Raw genomic sequence first — 18,746 nt, 5'->3', positions numbered from 1 at the left:
GCTCGCAAGCTCACTCATCGGCGCTTGTCGGCGCCGTTCTCACCCGCGGTGTCGGCGTTGACGCGGGTCACCGAGATGGTGCGGGTCTGCCGCTTCGGCACGCTCGGCGACGCCTGCGTGACCTTCGGCGCCGTCGCGGTGGCGGTGCCGCCGGCGGGCGCGGCGGGTGCGGCGGGCGCCGTGCGGATCCGCTTCGGGGCCACCGGCTCCTCGGGCTCCTTCGGCGGCAGCTTCTCCAGGACGGCGGTCATGTCGTCGGCGATGGTGACCTCCTGCGCGTCGCGCTCCTCGCCGCCGCGGGTGACGGCCAGGCGCGGCAGGACGACCGCGCCGAGCAGCGGCGTGCCGACCCGGCGCAGCTGGTCGGCGGCGTCGGCGACCTCGGTGTTGCGGGTGCGCCGCAGCTCGACCGCGACGATCGCGGCGTCGGCGAGGCTGGCGAGGCTCTGCGCGTCGGCGCTGGTCGACGTCGAGGGCGCCTCGACGACCACGTAGGCGGCCCGCTCCCGCAGCGTCGCGAGGGTGTCGCGCAGCGCCTGCGACTGCAGCAGCCCGCCGGCGCTGGCGGTGCCGCCGGTGGTGACGACGCTGAGGTTGGGGTGCCGTGGCGCGCGCTGGGTGGCGCTGCTCAGGGAGAACCTGCCGGCGAGCACGTCGGACAGGCCCGGCACGGACCGCACGCCGAGCATCCTGTTGACGCTGGCGGTGTCGACGAGGCTGTCGGGGAGGTGGGCGCAGACGAGGACCGTTTCGGCGCCCGTACGGGCGAACGCGGCCGCGAGGTTGGCGGCGACGACGGTCGACGCGGCGCCGCGGCTGGCCCCGGCCACGACGACGACCTGCCCGGCGAGGGCGACCCGGGCGTCGGCACCCAGCGGCGCGGGGATGCTGGCGAGGACCTCGTTGCGGAGCCGGTTGAAGATGCGGCCGCCGGCGCCGAACGGCGCGAACACGTCGTCGAGGCGCGGCTTGACCCGGCCGGGGACGGCGGCGAGGACCGTGACGTCGACCCGGCGGGGCAGGTCGGAGGGGCGGCGGACGCGCTGGTCGAGCCGCTCGCGCAGCAGGGCCGCGCCGACGCCGAGCAGCAGGCCGAGCATGGCGCCGCTGGCGAGGTTGAGCAGCCGGTTGGGCTTCACCGGGCGGGACGGCAGCTCCGCGTCGCGGGTGATCTTGCCGGCGTTGACGGTCGTGGTCAGCAGCTGGTTGAGCTGGCCGGCGAGGGTGTTGATCTGCGACGTGGCGGTGGTGCGCTGGCTCTCCAGGTTGGGCCGGTTGGGGTCGGTCGGGCGGAGGTTGGCGAGCCGGTTGTTGATCTGCAGCAGGTTGGCGTTGAGCTGGTTGAGCTTGTCCTGCAGGATCGCGATCCGGCCGGCGACCTCGGTCTTCGCGCTCTCCTCGCGGTTGCGCAGGTACGCCTCGGCGAACGCGTGGGAGCCGGCCTGCGCGACGCGGGCGTCGCTGGAGGAGTAGGTGATGACCAGGAACGTGGTGTTCGGCGGGACCTCGACGCGGACCTTGCGGGCCAGCTCGTCCGGCGTCTCCGCGGCGCGCATCAGCTCGCGGGCGCCGGCGGCCACCGTCGTCGAGGTCACCAGCTGCGCCTCGTTGTCGAGGTTGATGTCGCCCTTGGTGCGGCCGCTGGTGGAGTTCGCGTCCTGCCCGTTGCCGAGCGGCGAGACGAGGACGGACGTGGCGGACTCGTACACCTTCGTCTGCATGCCGGTGAACTGCACCGCGCCGAGGAGACCGGCGCCGACCAGCAGGAGCACCAGCCACCAATGGCGCCGGGCCATGCCGAGCAGGTCGACGCCCGGAGAGTCGATTTCGGCGGAAAGCTGGCGGTTGGCGTCCATGAAGCGGCGGCCCCTTCGGCGTCAGGTTCTCCAGGGGCTAACGCTTCCGGGACGTTCGGCGTAATGGGCTGATGTGCCCGCTTTACGTCTTTTCCGTCTCTTTTACGGAATAGGGCGGGGGTCCAGCCAGCCGTTGTTACCGAGGTAGCGCAGGACGGTGGTGACCGCCTCGCCGTACGACAGACCGGTCGTGTCGATCGTCAACTCGGCGTCGACCGGTGTCTCGTACGGGTCGTCGATACCCGTCATGCCCTTGATCAGGCCGGCCCGCGCCTTCGCGTAGAGCCCTTTGCGGTCGCGCCGCTCGCACTCGGCGAGCGGCGTCGACACATGGACCAACACGAAACCGGCCCCAGCGTTACGGGCGAACTCCCGCGCGGCCGCGCGACCGTCGTGGTACGGCGCGATCGGGCAGCAGATCGCCACCCCGCCGTGCCGGCCCACCTCGGCGGCGACCCAGCCGATCCGCTTGATGTTCGTGTCGCGGTCCGCGGCGGAGAACGTGAGGCCGGCCGACAGGTGCCGGCGCACGATGTCGCCGTCGAGCAGCGTGATGCTGCGCTCCCCCGTCTCCTGCAGCGCGTCGGCGACGCCGGTCGCCATCGTCGACTTGCCGGAGCCGGACAGGCCGGTGAAGAACACGACCAGGCCCCGCTGCCGGCGCGGCGGGCGGTCCCGGGTCAGCTCGCGGGCGACCGCCGGCGGGGTGTGCCACTCCGGCAGGATCGTGCCCCGGTCGAGGTGGTCGTCGATCTCCGCGGTGGTCAGCGGCAGCCTGCGGTGCTTCGGCGGGATGTCGTCGAGCGAGCGCCACTGCCCGTCGCGGCCGTCGTACGCGAGCTCCCGGGGCACGAGGACCCGCAGGCCGCCGCCGGACAGCATCGAGTCGCTGGACGCGAGCAGGTGGGTCACGCCGTACGCGGCGGCGACCCGGGTGCGCAGCATGGCCGCGCGGATGTCGTCGCCGTCGTGATGCGGCAGCGGCAGCGTCACGATCGTGGACGGGGGCATCCGGTCGCGGGCCGCCAGGACGCAGCGGACCAGCGCCTCCGGGGCCAGGCCGTCGGGGCCGGGGCTGCCGACCGGCACCAGCACGAGCAGGTGTGCCGCGAGGGTACGGGCGGCGCGCGCGATCTGGGCCAGCTGCGGCCGGTGCAGCGGGCGGTCCGCGATGACCCCGAGGACCCGGCCCTGCGGCAGCACGCCGCGCACCTCCGCGGGCGTCCTACGCATACGGCGGAACGGCCCGTGGCCGCCGTCACCGAGCCGCTTGACCGTGCCGGCGGCGCCCCAGCCCCGCCGCGTCGGGTACACCTCGGCGGTGTTCATCGCGGCGATCGGGGCGCCCTCGAGGTCGGCGAGGATCAGCACCCGGCGCGTCGGGTCGGCGACGTCGATCTGGCCGATCAGGCCCGGCGGCACCTCCAGCGTCACCGGCACCGGCCAGGCCGTCCCGTCGGCGAGCCGGCCGTTGCGGCGCAGCGACGTCAGGTCGGCCGAGCCGAGGAAGCCGGTCAGCGGCTTGTACGCGCCCGACAGCAGCAGCTCGAGGTCGGCGATCTCCGACGGCTTGGGCGTGTAGGTCGGGGCGTCCCGGAGGACCTCGTCCGGCAACGACCATTCCTCGGCAGGCCAACCGTTCACAGACACGCGTGACAGTCTGTCAGTTTCCCGCGCTTTTCTCCCAGCGGGGCCCGTCGCGCATGCGACGGGCCCTTTCCGCGATGCGCTCAGCCCGTGTTGCGCATGCCCGCGGCGATGCCGTTGACCGTGGTGAGCAGGGCGCGCTCCAGGGCCGGGTCCGGCGAGGACTTCCGCCCGCCGCCCCAGACGCCGCTGTCGGCGGCCTTGCTCGCCCGGTACTGCGCCAGGAGCGACACCTGCAGGTGGTGCAGGGGCTGCAGGTAGCTGTCGCGGACGCCGAGCGTGCGGTCCAGCACCGGCTGCCGCTCCAGCAGCGTCGACTCGCCCGTGATCGCGAGGACCTCGGCGACGGTCTTGTCGTACTCCGCGCGGATGACGTCGAAGACCGGCTTCAGCGGGTCGGGCACCAGCGAGTCGACGTAGCGCGAGGCGATCTCCAGGTCCGTCTTGGCCAGCATCATCTCGACGTTGGACAGGAACGTGCCGAAGAAGTGCCACTTCTCGTGCATCTCGCGCAGCACGTCGCTCAGGCCGGCCACGCGGGCCGCCTCCAGGCCGCTGCCGACGCCGAACCAGCCGGGCACGATCTGCCGCGACTGCGTCCAGCCGAACACCCACGGGATCGCCCGCAGGCCGCCGAGGCCGGCGTCGGCGTTCGGCCGCTTCGCCGGGCGGGAGCCGATGTTGAGCGCGCCGAGCAGCTCCGTCGGCGTCGCCGCCCAGAAGTACGCCGGCAGGTCCGGGTTCTCGACCAGGCCGCGGTAGTTGGCGAACGCGGCCGTCGACACCGTCTCCATCGCCGCGTCCCAGCGGGCGAGCGCCTCCGCGGGCTGCCGTGGCTCGGTGTGCAGCAGGGCGCTCTGCAGCACGGCGGCGAGCGTCAGCTCCAGGTTCTCCCTGGCGAGGGCCGGCAGCGTGTACTTGTCGGAGATGACCTCACCCTGCTCGGTGACCTTGATCGCGCCGTCGAGCGTGCCCCACGGCTGGGCGAGGATCGCCTCGTGGGTCGGGCCGCCGCCGCGGCCGACGGTGCCGCCACGGCCGTGGAAGAGCCGCAGCCGCACCCCGTGGCGGGCGGCGACGTCACGCAGCTGCCGCTGCGCCTTGTGGATCATCCACTGGGACGTGGTGATGCCCGCGTCCTTGTTGGAGTCGGAGTAACCGAGCATGACCTCCTGGACGTCACCCCGGGCGCGCACGATCGCGCGGTACACCGGAATTGACAGCAGATCGTCCAGCAGCTCGCCGGCCATCTCCAGCTCGCGGGCCTGCTCCAGCAGCGGCGCGAAGCCGACCCGGGCCCGGGCCGACTCCATCGACGCCCCGCCGAACCCGGCCCCGGCGCTGACCTCGACCAGGCCCCACTCGCGGGCGAGGACGACCGCGGCGAGCACGTCGTCGATGCCCTGCGTCATCGAGATGATGTACGTCTCGACGACCTCCGGGCCGAACCGCTCCTGCACCTCACGGATCGCGGCGAACACGTCGAACGTCTTGCGGGCGGTGTCGGTCAGCCCGGTGTCGCGGGTGGCGAGCGGGCGGCGGCCGTTGAGCTCGTCGATCAGCAGCTGGCGGCGGGCGTCCCGGTCGAGCGTGGCGTAGTCGACCTCGCCGACCCGCCGGTACAGCTGGGCGAGCACCTCGTGGTGGGCGTCGGCGTGCTCGCGCACGTCGAGCGTCGCCAGCTGCAGGCCGAACGCGGACAGCGTGCGGATCGCCGAGGCGAGCTTGCCGGTCGCGGCGAGCTGGCCGCCGTTGCGCGCCAGGGACGCCCGCATCAGCTCCAGGTCGGCGATGAGCTCGCCGGTGCCGAGGTAGTCGCGGCCCTGCTTGTGCGGCGTGCCGGTGGCCAGCCGCGCGCGGGTGTGCTGGAGCTTCAGCCGGATGCAGCGCAGCTTCAGCCGGTAGGACTCCTCCAGGTTGACCCGCCGGTAGCGGGCCGGCAGCTCCGGCAGGTTGTCCAGGTCGGCGGCGAGGCTCGCGGACAGGTCGAGCGACACCCCGCGCAGGCGCTTGGAGACCGAGATCTCGTCGATGAGGCCGTCGATGACGCCCTCGGCGGCGCGGATGCCGTACTCGTGCTGGATCAGCAGGACATCGCGGGTGACGGCCGGGGTGACGAACGGGTTGCCGTCCCGGTCGCCGCCGATCCACGAGCCGAAGCTCAGCGGGCGGGCGGTCGGGGGCAGCTGCACCCCGAGGTCCTTCAGCGTGTCGTAGAGGTCGTCGAGCACCTGCGGGGCGGCGCCGCCGGCCAGGTCGGCGAGGTAGTAGACCGCGTTACGGGCCTCGTCGCTCGGCTCGGGCCGCTCCAGCCGCAGCTCGTCGGTCTGCCACAGCAGGTCGAGCAGCTCCGCCAGGCGGCGGTCGGTGCGGGCGGTGCGGGTCTTGTCCGGCTCCAGCGAGCCGTCCAGCGCGGTCGCGACCGCCTCGGCGTCCAGCTCGTCGCCGACGGCCCGCAGCTTCGTCAGGATCGAGCGCCGGGCCGCCTCGGTCGGGTGGGCGGTGAAGACCGGCCGCACCGCGAGCTTCGAGGCGATCGAGCCGATCTCCTTCACCCCGACACCACGGTCGGCGATCAGCTTCGCGGCACGCTCCAGCCAGCCGCCCTCACGGACCCGGATGCGGCGCAGCTCGCGGGCCCGGTGCACCTGCTCGGTGATGTTGGCCAGGTGGAAGTAGGTGGAGAACGCCCTGGCCAGCTGCGTGCCAGCGACCACGTCGAGGCCGCTCAGGCGCTCGGCGGCGGCCTCCGGGTCGGACCGGACGAGCGCGCGGACCTCTTCGACGAGGTCGAGCAGCTGCTGGCCGTCCTGCCGGACGAGGCTCTGCCCGAGCAGCGAGCCGAGGCGGCGGATGTCGGCGCGCAGCGCGGCGTCAGCGTCGCTGGTCGCGGGTGCCTCTGCAGACATGGCGGATCCCTCCGGACGAGACGGCTGGGACGGCGCTGTCCGTTTTCACCGGCATCGTATCGGCTACTACGACGCACCGTGCCGTTCCGGTGAGTCAGGTCTCAACTCTGTTTTGTCATACCCCAGGGATAGGCTGGGTACCGCTCGACATACCCCCGTCCTTCCTGGGCGCCGGGGTTGTTTGCCGTGCAGATGGGTTGCTCCAATGCCAAGACTGGCCGGTCTCACCTCCGCCGCACTGTCCGACCCGGCGCTCGCCCGCGCCCGTGACCTGGCCCGGGGCGGCCACAGCGACCAGGTCGAGCTGACCGCGCCGCCGGCGCTGCGCACCTTCGTGACGGCGGTCGTGGCGGCGGAGCGCCCCGTCCTCGCGGTCACCGCCACCGGCCGGGAGGCCGAGGACCTGGCCGCCGCGCTCGGCTGCCTGCTCGACCCCGCCGACGTGGTCGTCTACCCGGCCTGGGAGACCCTGCCGCACGAGCGCCTCTCCCCCCGCTCCGACACGGTCGGGCGGCGGCTCGCCGTGCTCCGGCGGCTCGCCCACCCCACCCCTTCCTCCGGGCTGCCGCGGGTCGTCGTGGCCCCGGTCCGTTCGGTGCTCCAGCCGCAGCTCAAGGGGCTCGGCGACCTGGAGCCCGTCGAGCTGGTCCCCGGCGGATCCGCCGACCTCGACGACCTCGTGGCGCGGCTGGCGCACCTGGCGTATGCGCGGGTCGACCTGGTCACCAAGCGCGGCGAGTTCGCGGTCCGCGGCGGGATCCTCGACGTGTTCCCCCCGACGGAGGAGCACCCGCTGCGGGTGGAGTTCTGGGGTGACGAGGTCGAGGAGATCCGCTCGTTCGCGGTCGCCGACCAGCGCACGATCGCGACGGTCGACCGGCTGTGGGCGCCACCGTGCCGGGAGCTGCTGCTCACCGACGAGGTCCGGGCCCGGGCCGCGGCACTGTCCACCGACCACCCGCAGCTGGCGGAGCTGCTGGACAAGCTCGCCGGCGGCATCCCCGTCGAGGGCATGGAGTCCCTGGCGCCCGCGCTGCTCGGCGACACCGACTCCCTCGAGCTGGTCCTGCACACCATGCCGGCGGGCACGCACGTGCTGCTGTGCGACCCCGAGCGCATCCGCACCCGCGCGCACGACCTGGTCCGCACCAGCGAGGAGTTCCTGGAGGCGAGCTGGGCCGCCGCCGCGGTCGGCGGGAAGGCGCCGATCGACCTGGGCGCGGCCGCGTTCAAGAGCCTGGCGGAGGTGCGCGCGGCGGCCGCGTCGCTCGGGCTGCCGTGGTGGTCGCTGAGCGCCTTTTCGCTTACTCCTTCCGCTGATCATCTGGTTGATGAGCCTTGGCGGGCCGGCGAGGACGCTCCTGTCGTCGTCTCCGACGACGCCATCTCGATCACCCTGCCGGCGCAGCCCGCGCCGCTCTATCACGGTGAGACCGCCCGGGTCGTCGACGACCTGAAGCGGCTCGCCGGTGACGGATGGCGGCTGGCGCTGGTCTTCGAAGGCTCCGGCCCCGCCCAGCGTGCCGTCGAGGTGCTGCGCGATGCCGGCCTGGGTGTGGTGCTGGTCGACGGCATCGCTTCGCTGCCCGACCCGGGCGTCGTCACCGTCACCACCGGCTCGCTGGGCAACGGCTACCTGGACGAGGGCGCCCGGCTGGCGATCATCACCGGCACCGACATCTCCGGCGGCCGGGGCGCGTCCACCAAGGACATGCGCAAGATGCCTTCGCGGCGGCGCAACCAGATCGACCCTCTTGAGCTGCGCACCGGCGACTACGTGGTGCACGAGCAGCACGGCATCGGCCGCTACATCGAGATGGTGCAGCGCACCGTCAACGGCGCCGACCGGGAGTATCTGGTCCTGGAGTATGCCGCCACCAAGCGCGGCCAGCCCGGCGACCGGCTCTTCGTGCCCACCGACCAGCTCGACCAGCTGTCGCGCTATGTCGGCGGTGAGACGCCCGCCCTGCACAAGATGGGCGGCTCCGAGTGGCAGAAGGCCAAGTCACGGGCCCGCAAGGCGGTCCGGGAGATCGCCGCGCAGCTCATCCAGCTGTATGCCGTCCGGCAGAATTCGCAGGGCCACGCGTTCGGGGCCGACACGCCCTGGCAGCGGGAGCTGGAGGACGCGTTCCCCTATCAGGAGACGCCCGACCAGCTCGCCGCGATCGAAGAGGTCAAGGGCGACATGGAGAAGTCGACCCCGATGGACCGGCTCATCTGCGGCGACGTCGGCTACGGCAAGACCGAGATCGCGGTCCGGGCCGCGTTCAAGGCCGTGCAGGACGGCAAGCAGGTCGCCGTGCTCGTGCCGACGACGCTGCTCGCGCAGCAGCACTTCAACACGTTCTCCGAGCGGGTCTCCCAGTTCCCGGTCGAGGTGCGGCAGCTGTCGCGCTTCCAGACCCCGACCGAGACCAAGCTGACCATGGAGAAGGTCACCGACGGCACCGTCGACATCGTCATCGGCACCCACCGGCTGCTGCAGACCGCGACCCGGTTCAAGCAGCTCGGGCTGGTCATCGTCGACGAGGAGCAGCGCTTCGGCGTCGAGCACAAGGAGTTCCTGAAGCAGCTGCGGGCCTCCGTCGACGTGCTCACCATGTCGGCCACCCCGATCCCCCGCACCCTGGAGATGGCGATCACCGGCATCCGCGAGATGTCGACGATCGCGACCCCGCCCGAGGAGCGGCACCCGGTCCTCACGTTCGTCGGCGCGCAGGACGACAAGCAGGTCTCCGCCTCCATCCACCGCGAGCTGCTCCGCGACGGCCAGGTCTTCTACCTGCACAACCGGGTCGAGTCGATCGAGCGCGCCGCCCGCAAGCTGCGCGAGCTCGTCCCCGAGGCGCGGATCGCGGTCGCCCACGGCCAGATGACCGAGGAAGCCCTCGAGAAGATCATGGTCGGCTTCTGGGAGAAGGAGTACGACGTCCTCGTCTGCACCACGATCGTGGAGAGCGGCATCGACATCCCCAACGCCAACACCCTCATCGTCGAGCGCGCCGACCTGCTCGGCCTCTCCCAGCTGCACCAGATCCGCGGCCGCGTCGGCCGTGGCCGCGAGCGCGCCTACGCGTACTTCCTGTATCCGCCGGAGAAGCCGCTGACCGAGCACGCCCACGAGCGGCTCGCCACCATCGCGCAGCACACCGAGCTCGGCGCCGGCATGTATGTCGCGATGAAGGACCTCGAGATCCGCGGCGCCGGCAACCTTCTCGGCGGCGAGCAGTCCGGCCACATCGAGGGCGTCGGCTTCGACCTGTACGTGCGGATGGTCGGCGAGGCCGTCCAGCAGTTCAAGGGCGAGCGCCCCGAGGAGGAGGAGCCCGACGTCAAGATCGACCTGCCGGTCGACGCCCACCTACCGCTGGAGTACATCTCCGCCGAGCGCCTCCGCCTGGAGATCTACCGCAAGATCGCCGGCGCCAAGGACGGCGCCGCCCTCGACGAGATCATCGCCGAGATGAAGGACCGCTATGGCGAGCCGCCGCTGCCGGTCGCGAACCTCCTCGCGGTCGCGCGGTTCCGGTTCCTCGCCCGCACCTACGGCCTGACGGACGTGTCGCTGCAGGGCAAGCACGTGCGCTTCGGGCCGCTGCAGCTGGCCGACTCGAAGCAGCTGCGGCTCAAGCGCCTCTACCCGGAGTCGGTCTACAAGTCCGCCGCCGACACAGTCTCCCTGCCCCGCCCCTCCACCCGCCGCATCGGCGGCGAGCCCATGCGCGACACCCAGCTGCTCGACTGGGCCGCCGAGCTGCTCAAGACCGTCCTCGGCGACCCGGTCCCCGCCTGACCGCCTCCCCTTCCCCGCCTCCCCTTCCCCGGCGCCCGCAGACCCGACGACCGCTGGGCCGCCGGCCGCCGCCCATGCTCGTGATCCAAGTCGCGTGGTGGCTGTCCGGACGGCCGGGGTCGTCCTTGGATCAACCGTTCCCGCGGTGCGCTTCGCTCTGGTCGCCCGGCTTACGGTGTCCGCGTGCGGGTGCCGTTGTGCCGTGTGGTGTAACGGTCGCGCCCGCCTCGGCCGATGGCCACGCACAGACTCCGTCTGCGCGTCCCGGGCGGCGTGGGCACGGTTCGTGCCGTGGTCGCGGTGATGCTCCCCGGCCACCGTCCACACCTGGTCCCGCGCCGTCGAGGGCATCATTCGGTGCTTCCGCCGGCTTTCATCACCGGTGCCCAACACTCCGGACGCCGGCGCGTTGCGTGCCGTCGTTGGCCCACAGTCATGGCAATGCGTTCGGATCGTGCCGGATCTGTCGCCACCGCCGTTGGACAAACCCTTCATTGATCCAAGTCGCCCAACGGCCACGCCCGCGACTACGACCATCCTTCGATCAACAACGCCGGACCCTGCACGACCACCAAACTCCACCCGGCCACGGCAACGACCGACATCCGCCTACAGACCGCGACATGATCCAAGTCGTCCAGCGGTTGCCCCCGCGGCCAGGACCGTCCGTGGATCACCATCCACCGCTGGGTCGTGCGCCGGCGTCAAAGGACATCCGACCACGGCCACCGTGATCCAAGTCGTTCAGCGGTCGTGGACGCGGCCAGGGGCATCCTTCGATCAGAGGTTCGGCAGGTCAGGCGCGGTGGGCGGGGCGGTGGGTCAGGCGATGGTGCAGTGAGCGGGCGAGGAGGGCGGCGGCGAACGGGGCGTCCTCGCGCAGGTAGCGGCGGGCCAGGCGGCGGGGCTCGCGGGCCAGGCGGTCGAGCCACTCCAGGCCGGCCTTCTGCATCGCCGGGTTCGCGCGCTGGATGTCGCCGGCCACGAAGTTGACGGCCGCGCCGCAGCCCAGGAACCACGTGCGGGGCAGGGCGGCCCGGAGGCGGCGGATGAGGTGCTCCTGGCGGGGGAAGCCGATGCCGACGTACACCATCCGCGGGTCGGCGGCGACGACCGCGTCGCACACCTCGGCGAGCGTGGCCGGGTCCTTGTCGAAGCCGAACGGCGGGCAGAGCGTGCCGGCGATCCGCAGGCCCGGGAAGGTGTCGGCGAGGACCAGGGCGGCCCGGTGCGCGCCGTCGTCCTCGCCGAGGTCGCCGGGGGTGCCACCGAGGATGAAGACGCCGTGGTCGTCGGCGGCGAGCGCGCGGGACAGCGACCAGATGAGGTCGGAGCCGGTGACGCGGGCGGGGAGGTTCCAGCCGGCGAGGCGGGCCGCCCAGACCAGTGGCGTGCCGTCGGCGACGACCAGGTCCGCCTCCCGGAGCTGGGCGCGCAGGTGCGGGTCGCGGGACACGTGGCGCAGGATGTCGACGTTCGGCGTGACGATCCAGCCGCCCTCGCCACGGGCCAGCGCCGACCGTACGTGCGAGACGACCTCGGCCTCGGTCAACGGGTCCACGGAGAGGCCGCCGAGAGGGACCCGCCGCCAGCGTGCTCTGGTGTGCAGCATCGTTCATCCGTAATTCGTCGTTAGAGGTAACAGATGCCAGCACAGCTGGCATATCTACCAAAACGACCAAGGAGGACGGTTGGTACGCGTTCTGTTCCTCGGCGGGCTCGGGCGCAGCGGGACCACCCTGCTGGAGCGCCTGCTCGGCGAGCTGCCCGGCGTGTGCCCGCTCGGCGAGGTCGTCCACCTGTGGGAGCGCGATGTCGCCGGTGACGAGCGCTGCGCCTGCGGGGCACACTTCTCGTCCTGCGACTTCTGGCAGGCGGTCGGGGAGAAGGCGTTCGGCGGCTGGCAGCAGGTCGACGTGTGGCGGGTGCTCGCGCTGCGGCACGCGGTGGAGCGGACCCGGCACATTCCGCGGTTGGCGAGTGTACGGATGAGCCCCTCCCACCGGCTGCTCGTCGAGGAGTACGCGGACTGGTACGCGCGGCTGTACGAGGCGGCGGCGGTCGTCTCCGGGGCCCAGGTGCTCGTCGACTCCTCGAAGCACGCGGCGCTGGCGTACTGCCTGCGGTTCGCGCCGAGCATCGACCTGCGGGTCGTGCACGTGGTGCGGGACAGCCGCGGCGTCGCGTACTCCTGGACGAAGAAGGTGCGGCGGCCCGAGACCGACGGCGCCGAGGAGATGACCCGCTACTCGCCCAGCCGGTCGGCCCTGCTGTGGAACGCGCACAACACCGCGCTGTCGGTCCTGCACCGCTGCGGCGTACCGGTGATGCGCGTCCGCTACGAGTCGCTGCTGGACTCCCCGGCGACGGTGCTGTCGGAAATTTCGGACTTCGCCGATCTGGCGGGAGGCGGGATGGACTTCCTGCACGGCGGCACCGCCGAGCTGGGGCCGTGCCACAGCGCCGCCGGCAACCCGATGCGCTTCACCGTCGGCCCGGTCCCGCTACGCCGCGACGACGCCTGGCGCACCGCACTGCCTGGGCGGCAGCGACGGGTCGTCAGCGCGCTCACCGCACCGCTGCTCGGCATGTACGGCTACCGGGGGGCCCGATGAACACCACCGGTCACTGGCCCAGCGTGGGTGTGGTCGTACCGACGCGAAACCGCCCTGAACTGCTCGCCCGCGCCGTCGAAGGCATCGTCGCCCAGGACTACCCGGGACCCGTGCGCACCATCGTGGTGTTCGACCAGCACGACCCCGACGCCGGCCTGTGCCGCGGCGGCGACCGCCCGCTCGACGTGCTGCCCAACCTGCGCAAGCCCGGCCTCGCCGGCGCCCGCAACACCGGCATCGTCGCCCTGGACACGGATCTCGTCGCGTTCTGCGACGACGACGACGCCTGGACCCCGACGAAGCTGCGCCGGCAGGTGCACGCGCTGCAGCAGCGACCGCAGGCGGAGTTCTGCACGGCGGCGATCGAGGTCGAGTTCGGCGACCGCCTCACCCCCCGCCTGGCGGGGGCGTCCCTCGTCGGCCTCGACGACCTGATCCGGTCGCGGATGTCGATGCTGCACTCATCGACGTTCCTGGTACGCCGCTTCGTCTTCGCCGACGACGAGATGGGCCTCGTCGCCGAGGACGCCCCCGGCAGTCAGAACGAGGACTGGGACCTGCTCCTGCGCGCCGCCAAGCGCGGCGAGATCGTCCACGTCGACGAGCCCCTCGTCCGCGTCCTGTGGGGCCGCACGTCGATGTTCGCCTACGAGTACGCCACCAAGATGGCCTCCCTGCGCTGGATGATGACCCGCCACCCGGAGATCGCCGGCTCCGGCACCGGCGCCGGCCGCGTCTACGGCCAGCTCGCCTGCTGGTCCGCCGCCTCCGGCAACCGCCGCGACGCCTGGCTCTGGACCAAGGCCGCCATGCGCTCCAACTGGCGCGAACCCCGCGCCGCCATCGCCCTGGCCGCCGTCACCGGCGTGGTCAAGGTCGAAAGCGTCCTGGGCGCCCTCCACCGCCGCGGCCACGGCATCTGACCCCACCCGCCCCGGCTCGCCCGAACCCTGACGCTCGTGCCCCCGGGCGAGCCACGCCGCCGCCCGGGCAGCCCCTCCTGCCCGACCAGACCTCGTGCCACCTGCCTGCACAACACCTGGCACCGCGACCCGCCCAAGGCGCTCAGTCTCGAACAGGCTCCGCAGAATTCGGGTCACCGATCCCGACATCTCCGCCGAACCAGAACGCACGAGATGCTGGCCCGGCTCGCCCCACACCGCCGCGGTGGCGGCCCTCACCACGGGCGGCACCACGCGGGATACCGGCCGACTCGGCGCATCCTCACAGCTCACACCACTGGCCACCGCACTGCTTGCGGCAGCATTCCTCACCGCGGACGGCACCACGCGGGATTCCGGCCCGACTCGGCGAACCCTCACAACTCACACCGCACTCCCGCGGCGGCAGTTCCTCGACACGCGGACGGCCGGCCCGGCTCGACGCACTCGGACGGCTCGCACCGCGGACAGCACCACGCGGGATTCCGATCCGACTCAACGCACCTTCACAGCCCACACCGCACTCCCGCGGCAGCAGTTCCTCGACACGCGGACGGCCGACCCGGCTCGACGCACTCGGACGGCTCGCACCGCGGACAGCACCACGCGGGATACCGGCCAGGCTGGGCGCACCTTCACGGCCCACACCGCTCATCACCGCGCTCCTGCGGCGGCAGTCCTCACCGCGGTCCTCAACGCGCGGGCGGGACCGCGCGGGCGGCTGGTGCGGCTTGACCCGCTCGGACGGGTCGCGCCGCTGGTCACCGCGCTGCGGCGGTGGTGTTCCTCTGTCAGCGCCGCGGCGGCCGGGGCCGTCGGCGACGCGATCCGTCGGGCAGTGCGGGCGGCCGGAGTGTCCGCACGGGACACCCCGGCCGGTCCGTCGTGGTCGTGCTGATCAGCCGGCGAGACGCTTCGCGAGGTTCTGGTCGAGCGCGTTCATGAACTCGTCGGTGGTGAGCCACGGGGCGTCGCGGGAGATGAGCAGCGCGAGGTCCTTGGTCATCTGGCCGGCCTCGACGGTGTCGACGCAGACCTGCTCCAGGGTGTTCGCGAACGCGGTGACCTCGGGGGTGCCGTCGACCTTGCCACGGTGGGCGAGGCCGCGCGTCCAGGCGAAGATGGACGCGATCGGGTTGGTCGAGGTCTTCTCGCCCTTCTGCCACTGGCGGTAGTGCCGGGTGACGGTGCCGTGGGCGGCCTCGGCCTCGACGGTCTTGCCATCGGGAGTCATGAGGACGCTGGTCATGAGGCCGAGCGACCCGAAGCCCTGCGCGACGGTGTCGGACTGGACGTCGCCGTCGTAGTTCTTGCAGGCCCAGACGAAGCCACCCTCCCACTTCAGGGCGGCGGCGACCATGTCGTCGATGAGGCGGTGCTCGTACGTGATGCCGGCCGCCGCGAACTCGTCCTTGAACTCGGTCTCGAAGACCTCGGCGAAGAGGTCCTTGAACCGGCCGTCGTAGGCCTTGAGGATCGTGTTCTTGGTCGAGAGGTAGACCGGGTAGCCGCGGTCGAGACCGTAGCGCAGCGAGGCGCGGGCGAAGTCGCGGATGGAGTCGTCGAAGTTGTACATGCCCATGGCGACACCGCCGCCGGGGAACTTGGCGACCTCGAACTCGATCGGCGCGCCACCGTCCTCAGGGGTGTAGGTCACGGTGACCTTGCCGGGGCCGGGCACGACGAAGTCGGTCGCCTTGTACTGGTCGCCGTGGGCGTGACGGCCGATGATGATCGGCTTGGTCCAGCCCGGGACGAGCCGCGGGACGTTGGACATGATGATCGGCTCACGGAAGACGACGCCGCCGAGGATGTTGCGGATGGTGCCGTTCGGCGACCGCCACATCTTCTTGAGCTTGAACTCCTCGACCCGGGCCTCGTCGGGGGTGATCGTCGCGCACTTGACGCCGACGCCGTGCTCCTTGATGGCGTTGGCCGCGTCGATCGTGACCTGGTCGTCGGTCTGGTCGCGGTACTCGATCGACAGGTCGTAGTACTTCAGGTCGACGTCGAGGTACGGCAGGATCAGCTGCTCGCGGATCTGCTTCCAGATGATGCGGGTCATCTCGTCGCCGTCGAGCTCGACGACAGGGTTGTTTACCTTGATCTTCGCCATCGGCCGGGCGCTCCTCTCGCGGGCTTGCTTCGCTTAGCAGTACGAGCGTACTGCATCGAGCGGATCACGAGCCGAGGACCCCGACCCCCAGGCTGAGCACGCCCGCCGCGAGCGACAACGCGCCGATCCAGACCATCACGATGGCCTTGCTGGGCGCGGTACGCCCCTTGCCCGCCGACGCCGCGAAGAACCCGCCCGACATAAGGATGGCGGCAGCCAGCACACCGCCTCGGGAGAGCCAACCGAGGACCCCGTCGATGCGGGCCAGGTCGGCATAGAGGATGCCCACGAGCCCGAGGGTGACCAGGACGCCGGCGTGGGCGTGCCCGGCACGGGCGAAGGCCTGCTGGAACGGTGTCATCGGCACGTCGCCCCGGACGATCTTGGTCAGGAACCAGCCGCCGACCTCGATCGTCACGATCGACAGCAGGGCGATGCCAGCCAGGATGCGGCCGGCGTCGGTGAATTCGAACTGCATCGCGCCTCTCCCCGTCACTGCCAAGTTAAGCTATGCCAGTGACGTTAGCTGGGATGGGCATCACTGGTCAAGGCGAGATAGACAGTTACGTGTTGAAGCACGTCGAACTGTGCCTGGACCTGGTCAACGACCTCACAGTGACGCCGCGACAAGGCCGCCACCTCGGCGTGGACCAGCGGATCGGCGACGCGTTCACCGACCTGGCCGAGAGCGAACGGTGGCAGAAGTTCCCGCTGGCCGGCGCCGACGTCGACGTCCTGACCGAAGCCGCCGTCCGGCTGCGGGTCGCGGTGGACGCGTGCATCGCCGGCGACCTGCACAGCGCCGCCCGCGCGCTCAACGAGGTGCTCGCCGATCACGGCGCGGTGCCCAACCTGCACGGAGCCGCCGTCCTCGCCTTCCACGCCGTCGACGCCAACGTCGTCGACGCGTGGGCCGCGGAGTCGGCCACCAGCCTGGCGTTTCTCGTCGGCACCCGGCAGACGCACCGGCTGGGCACGTGCGAGGCCGAGGCGTGCGACGCCTACTTCCTCGACGTCACCAAGAACACGTCGCGGCGGTTCTGCTCGCTCGCGTGCCAGAACCGGGCGAAGTCCGCCGCGTACCGGCAGAAGCGCCGCGTGAAATTGTCGTAGGTACCCGGCATCCTGTTCCCGTGAACCCCGTGATTCGCGGCGCAGGCCTCCTGGCGATCGCCCTCGGCACCATCGCCGTCACCGCCGGCCTCGTGCTGCCCTGGACCATCGCCGGCAGCCGCCACCCCGACCTGGTGACGGTCGCCGGCATCGTGTTCCTCGGGCCGCTGATCAGCGGACTGTGCGTCGCCTACACGCGGGCCGAGCCGCGCCGCTTCCGGCTGACCGCGGCCGTCGCGGCCGTCGCCGGGCTCGCCGCGACCCTGGTCGCCGTCGGCCTCGCCAGGCTGGTCGAGCCGAGCGCGGGCGTCGGGCTCGGCGGCCCTGTCACCGTCGCGGGCGCGGCCGCGGCCGCCCTCGGCTGGGTGCTGCTCACAGCCTCCGGGCCAGGTGCGCTGCCGTCTGCCACCCGACCGTGGCTCGCGATTGTCGCAGCGGGTGTCGTACTGGTGATCGTGGCCGGATTCGGCGTCGATTATGCCCGCGAGGGTCGTTTCGTCGACTCGACCACGGCCGGCGACCCGCCCCCGGCCGGCGGCGACCAGACCTGGCCGCTGCCATATGTCGGGGTGCAGCTCGTCGGCGTCCACGACCAGCTGGCGATCGTGCGGGCCGAGGACGGCGTGCGGGCCGTGTGGTTGTCCAGCGGCGCCGTCGCTTGGCGCTACCTGCGCTCCGACCTGCCGACCCAGACCGCCGGTTTAGTGGACGGCACGGTCGTCGTGGTCTTCGGCACCGACGACGGCGTTCTCGTCGCGGCCCTGGATGCCGGCAGCGGTCAGGTGCGCTTCTCCGGCCGGTACACCTCCGGGAAAATGGCATCCGTCCACGGCGCGGGCAAGACCGTCGTGCTCGCCGGCGCCGGCATCGGTGCGGGCGACCTGCTCGCCATCGACGCGACCACGGGCACGCTCCTGTGGCGGTGGACCCCCGCGCGCAACGGCGGCCCCTGCGACGTCACCGACCTCGCCACCACCGCCGAGACGGTCGCGGTCGCCCTGCGCTGCCGCGCCCAGGGCGTCGACGACGTCGCCGTCGGCCTCACCGCCACCACCGGCGCGGAGCGCTGGTCCTGGCACACGGTCCAGCGCAGCGCCACCGAGCTGCGCGTCCATTCCACCGGCGACGGCTTCGTCACCATCACCGGCACCTCCCCGCGCCGCGCCGTCTTCATGGACGCCGTCACCGGCACCGTCGGCACCCGCCACGACCCCGCCGGCGCCTTAGCCGTCGCCACGCCGTCCGGCCTGCTCCTGTACGCCGAGCCCAGCGGCGAACGCGCCCACCTCACCGCCGTCGACCCGCACACCGGCACCGTCAAGTGGGATGTCGGCCTGCCGGGCCTCGGCTCCCACCAGCCTCTGACCGCCACCACCACCGCCGACAAGGCGTACGTCGTCTGGCGCACCCCGGACGGCCGCCTCCGGCTGATCGGCGCCCGCACCACCGACGGCAGCGCCACCGAGGACCGCACCATCACCTGCCCCACCCGCTGCCCCGAGGTCTCCGTCGCCGCCACCCCCGCCCACGCCGTCGTCACCACCAGGGAGGACAAGGCCACCGAGCTGTACCTGAGCGTCACCTGACCCGCCGCACCCCGCGGACAGCCGCACCCCGCCCCGCCCGCAGCCCGACGTCCACCGCCGCCGGGCCGCATCACCGAGGTGAAGCGGCCCGTCCCAGTCGGCGGGCAGCGGATCGGGCCCGCATCGCCCGAACGAAGCGGGCCAACTCACCCGGCGGGCCGCGGGCG

The 18,746-nt window shown here is 72.2% G+C and carries 11 protein-coding genes; 5 read left to right on the top strand and 6 right to left on the bottom strand.

All coding sequences use genetic code 11. From position 1 onward, the window contains the following. Window positions 1–14: 14 nt before the first annotated feature. From ABZ321_RS11550 to ppc, 3 genes are all read right to left on the bottom strand, one after another. Window positions 15–1,856 carry a GNVR domain-containing protein gene (locus ABZ321_RS11550; protein ID WP_354890852.1) on the bottom strand — a complete coding sequence of 614 codons (1,842 nt, stop codon included), beginning with the start codon at window positions 1,854–1,856 and terminating at the stop codon, window positions 15–17. Between the two features lie 102 nt (window positions 1,857–1,958). Next, window positions 1,959–3,500 carry an adenylyl-sulfate kinase gene (gene cysC, locus ABZ321_RS11545; RefSeq protein ID WP_344501912.1) on the bottom strand — a complete coding sequence of 514 codons (1,542 nt, stop codon included), beginning with the start codon at window positions 3,498–3,500 and terminating at the stop codon, window positions 1,959–1,961. A gap of 86 nt (window positions 3,501–3,586) precedes the next feature. Further along, the gene (gene ppc / locus ABZ321_RS11540; protein ID WP_344501756.1) at window positions 3,587–6,412 is read right to left on the bottom strand and encodes a phosphoenolpyruvate carboxylase; all 2,826 of its coding nucleotides are present in this window, start codon (window positions 6,410–6,412) and stop codon (window positions 3,587–3,589) included. Between the two features lie 205 nt (window positions 6,413–6,617). On the opposite strand from ppc, the gene mfd reads away from it, so the two are divergent. Then, on the top strand, window positions 6,618–10,208 hold the full coding sequence (gene mfd / locus ABZ321_RS11535) for a transcription-repair coupling factor (RefSeq protein WP_354890851.1): 3,591 nt from the start codon (window positions 6,618–6,620) through the stop codon (window positions 10,206–10,208). A gap of 796 nt (window positions 10,209–11,004) precedes the next feature. Here mfd and ABZ321_RS11530 read toward each other — a convergent pair. Further along, a complete protein-coding gene (locus ABZ321_RS11530) occupies window positions 11,005–11,820 on the bottom strand; it encodes a WecB/TagA/CpsF family glycosyltransferase (RefSeq protein ID WP_344501758.1) in 816 nt (271 codons plus the stop codon). A gap of 79 nt (window positions 11,821–11,899) precedes the next feature. Here ABZ321_RS11530 and ABZ321_RS11525 point away from each other — a divergent pair, with 79 nt between their 5' ends. Together ABZ321_RS11525 and ABZ321_RS11520 are read left to right on the top strand one after the other, a co-directional pair. Continuing rightward, window positions 11,900–12,823 carry a sulfotransferase gene (locus ABZ321_RS11525; RefSeq protein ID WP_344501759.1) on the top strand — a complete coding sequence of 308 codons (924 nt, stop codon included), beginning with the start codon at window positions 11,900–11,902 and terminating at the stop codon, window positions 12,821–12,823. Beyond that, window positions 12,820–13,746, top strand: a complete 927-nt coding sequence (locus tag ABZ321_RS11520; protein ID WP_344501760.1) for a glycosyltransferase — start codon at window positions 12,820–12,822, stop codon at window positions 13,744–13,746. The genes ABZ321_RS11525 and ABZ321_RS11520 overlap by 4 nt, the downstream gene beginning before the upstream one ends. Before the next feature lie 916 nt (window positions 13,747–14,662). On the opposite strand, the gene ABZ321_RS11515 is transcribed toward ABZ321_RS11520, so the two are convergent. After that, entirely contained in the window at window positions 14,663–15,880 is a 1,218-nt protein-coding gene (locus ABZ321_RS11515) for an NADP-dependent isocitrate dehydrogenase (protein ID WP_344501761.1), read from the bottom strand. A 64-nt stretch (window positions 15,881–15,944) separates the two neighbouring features. After that, entirely contained in the window at window positions 15,945–16,358 is a 414-nt protein-coding gene (locus ABZ321_RS11510; RefSeq protein ID WP_344501762.1) for a hypothetical protein, read from the bottom strand. Between the two features lie 92 nt (window positions 16,359–16,450). Here ABZ321_RS11510 and ABZ321_RS11505 point away from each other — a divergent pair, with 92 nt between their 5' ends. Together ABZ321_RS11505 and ABZ321_RS11500 are read left to right on the top strand one after the other, a co-directional pair. Next, window positions 16,451–16,993, top strand: a complete 543-nt coding sequence (locus ABZ321_RS11505; RefSeq protein WP_344501763.1) for a CGNR zinc finger domain-containing protein — start codon at window positions 16,451–16,453, stop codon at window positions 16,991–16,993. Between the two features lie 20 nt (window positions 16,994–17,013). After that, window positions 17,014–18,579: a PQQ-binding-like beta-propeller repeat protein gene (locus ABZ321_RS11500; RefSeq protein WP_354890850.1), complete on the top strand. Its 1,566-nt coding sequence runs from the start codon at window positions 17,014–17,016 to the stop codon at window positions 18,577–18,579. Window positions 18,580–18,746 lie beyond the last annotated feature (167 nt).

It is taken from the genome of Dactylosporangium sp. NPDC006015, assembly GCF_040614215.1.
Classification (GTDB): domain Bacteria; phylum Actinomycetota; class Actinomycetes; order Mycobacteriales; family Micromonosporaceae; genus Dactylosporangium; species Dactylosporangium maewongense.
Note: the sequence above shows the minus strand (reverse complement) of the source record. Positions and strands in the feature narration are given on the sequence as shown.

Coding starts and splice junctions, on each gene's coding strand:
- ppc (WP_344501756.1), bottom strand. CDS start 6,412: ATGTCTGCAGAGGCACCCGCGACCAGCGACGCTGACGCCGCGCTGCGC.
- ABZ321_RS11515 (WP_344501761.1), bottom strand. CDS start 15,880: ATGGCGAAGATCAAGGTAAACAACCCTGTCGTCGAGCTCGACGGCGAC.
- ABZ321_RS11520 (WP_344501760.1), top strand. CDS start 12,820: ATGAACACCACCGGTCACTGGCCCAGCGTGGGTGTGGTCGTACCGACG.
- ABZ321_RS11530 (WP_344501758.1), bottom strand. CDS start 11,820: ATGCTGCACACCAGAGCACGCTGGCGGCGGGTCCCTCTCGGCGGCCTC.
- ABZ321_RS11510 (WP_344501762.1), bottom strand. CDS start 16,358: ATGCAGTTCGAATTCACCGACGCCGGCCGCATCCTGGCTGGCATCGCC.
- ABZ321_RS11550 (WP_354890852.1), bottom strand. CDS start 1,856: ATGGACGCCAACCGCCAGCTTTCCGCCGAAATCGACTCTCCGGGCGTC.
- mfd (WP_354890851.1), top strand. CDS start 6,618: ATGCCAAGACTGGCCGGTCTCACCTCCGCCGCACTGTCCGACCCGGCG.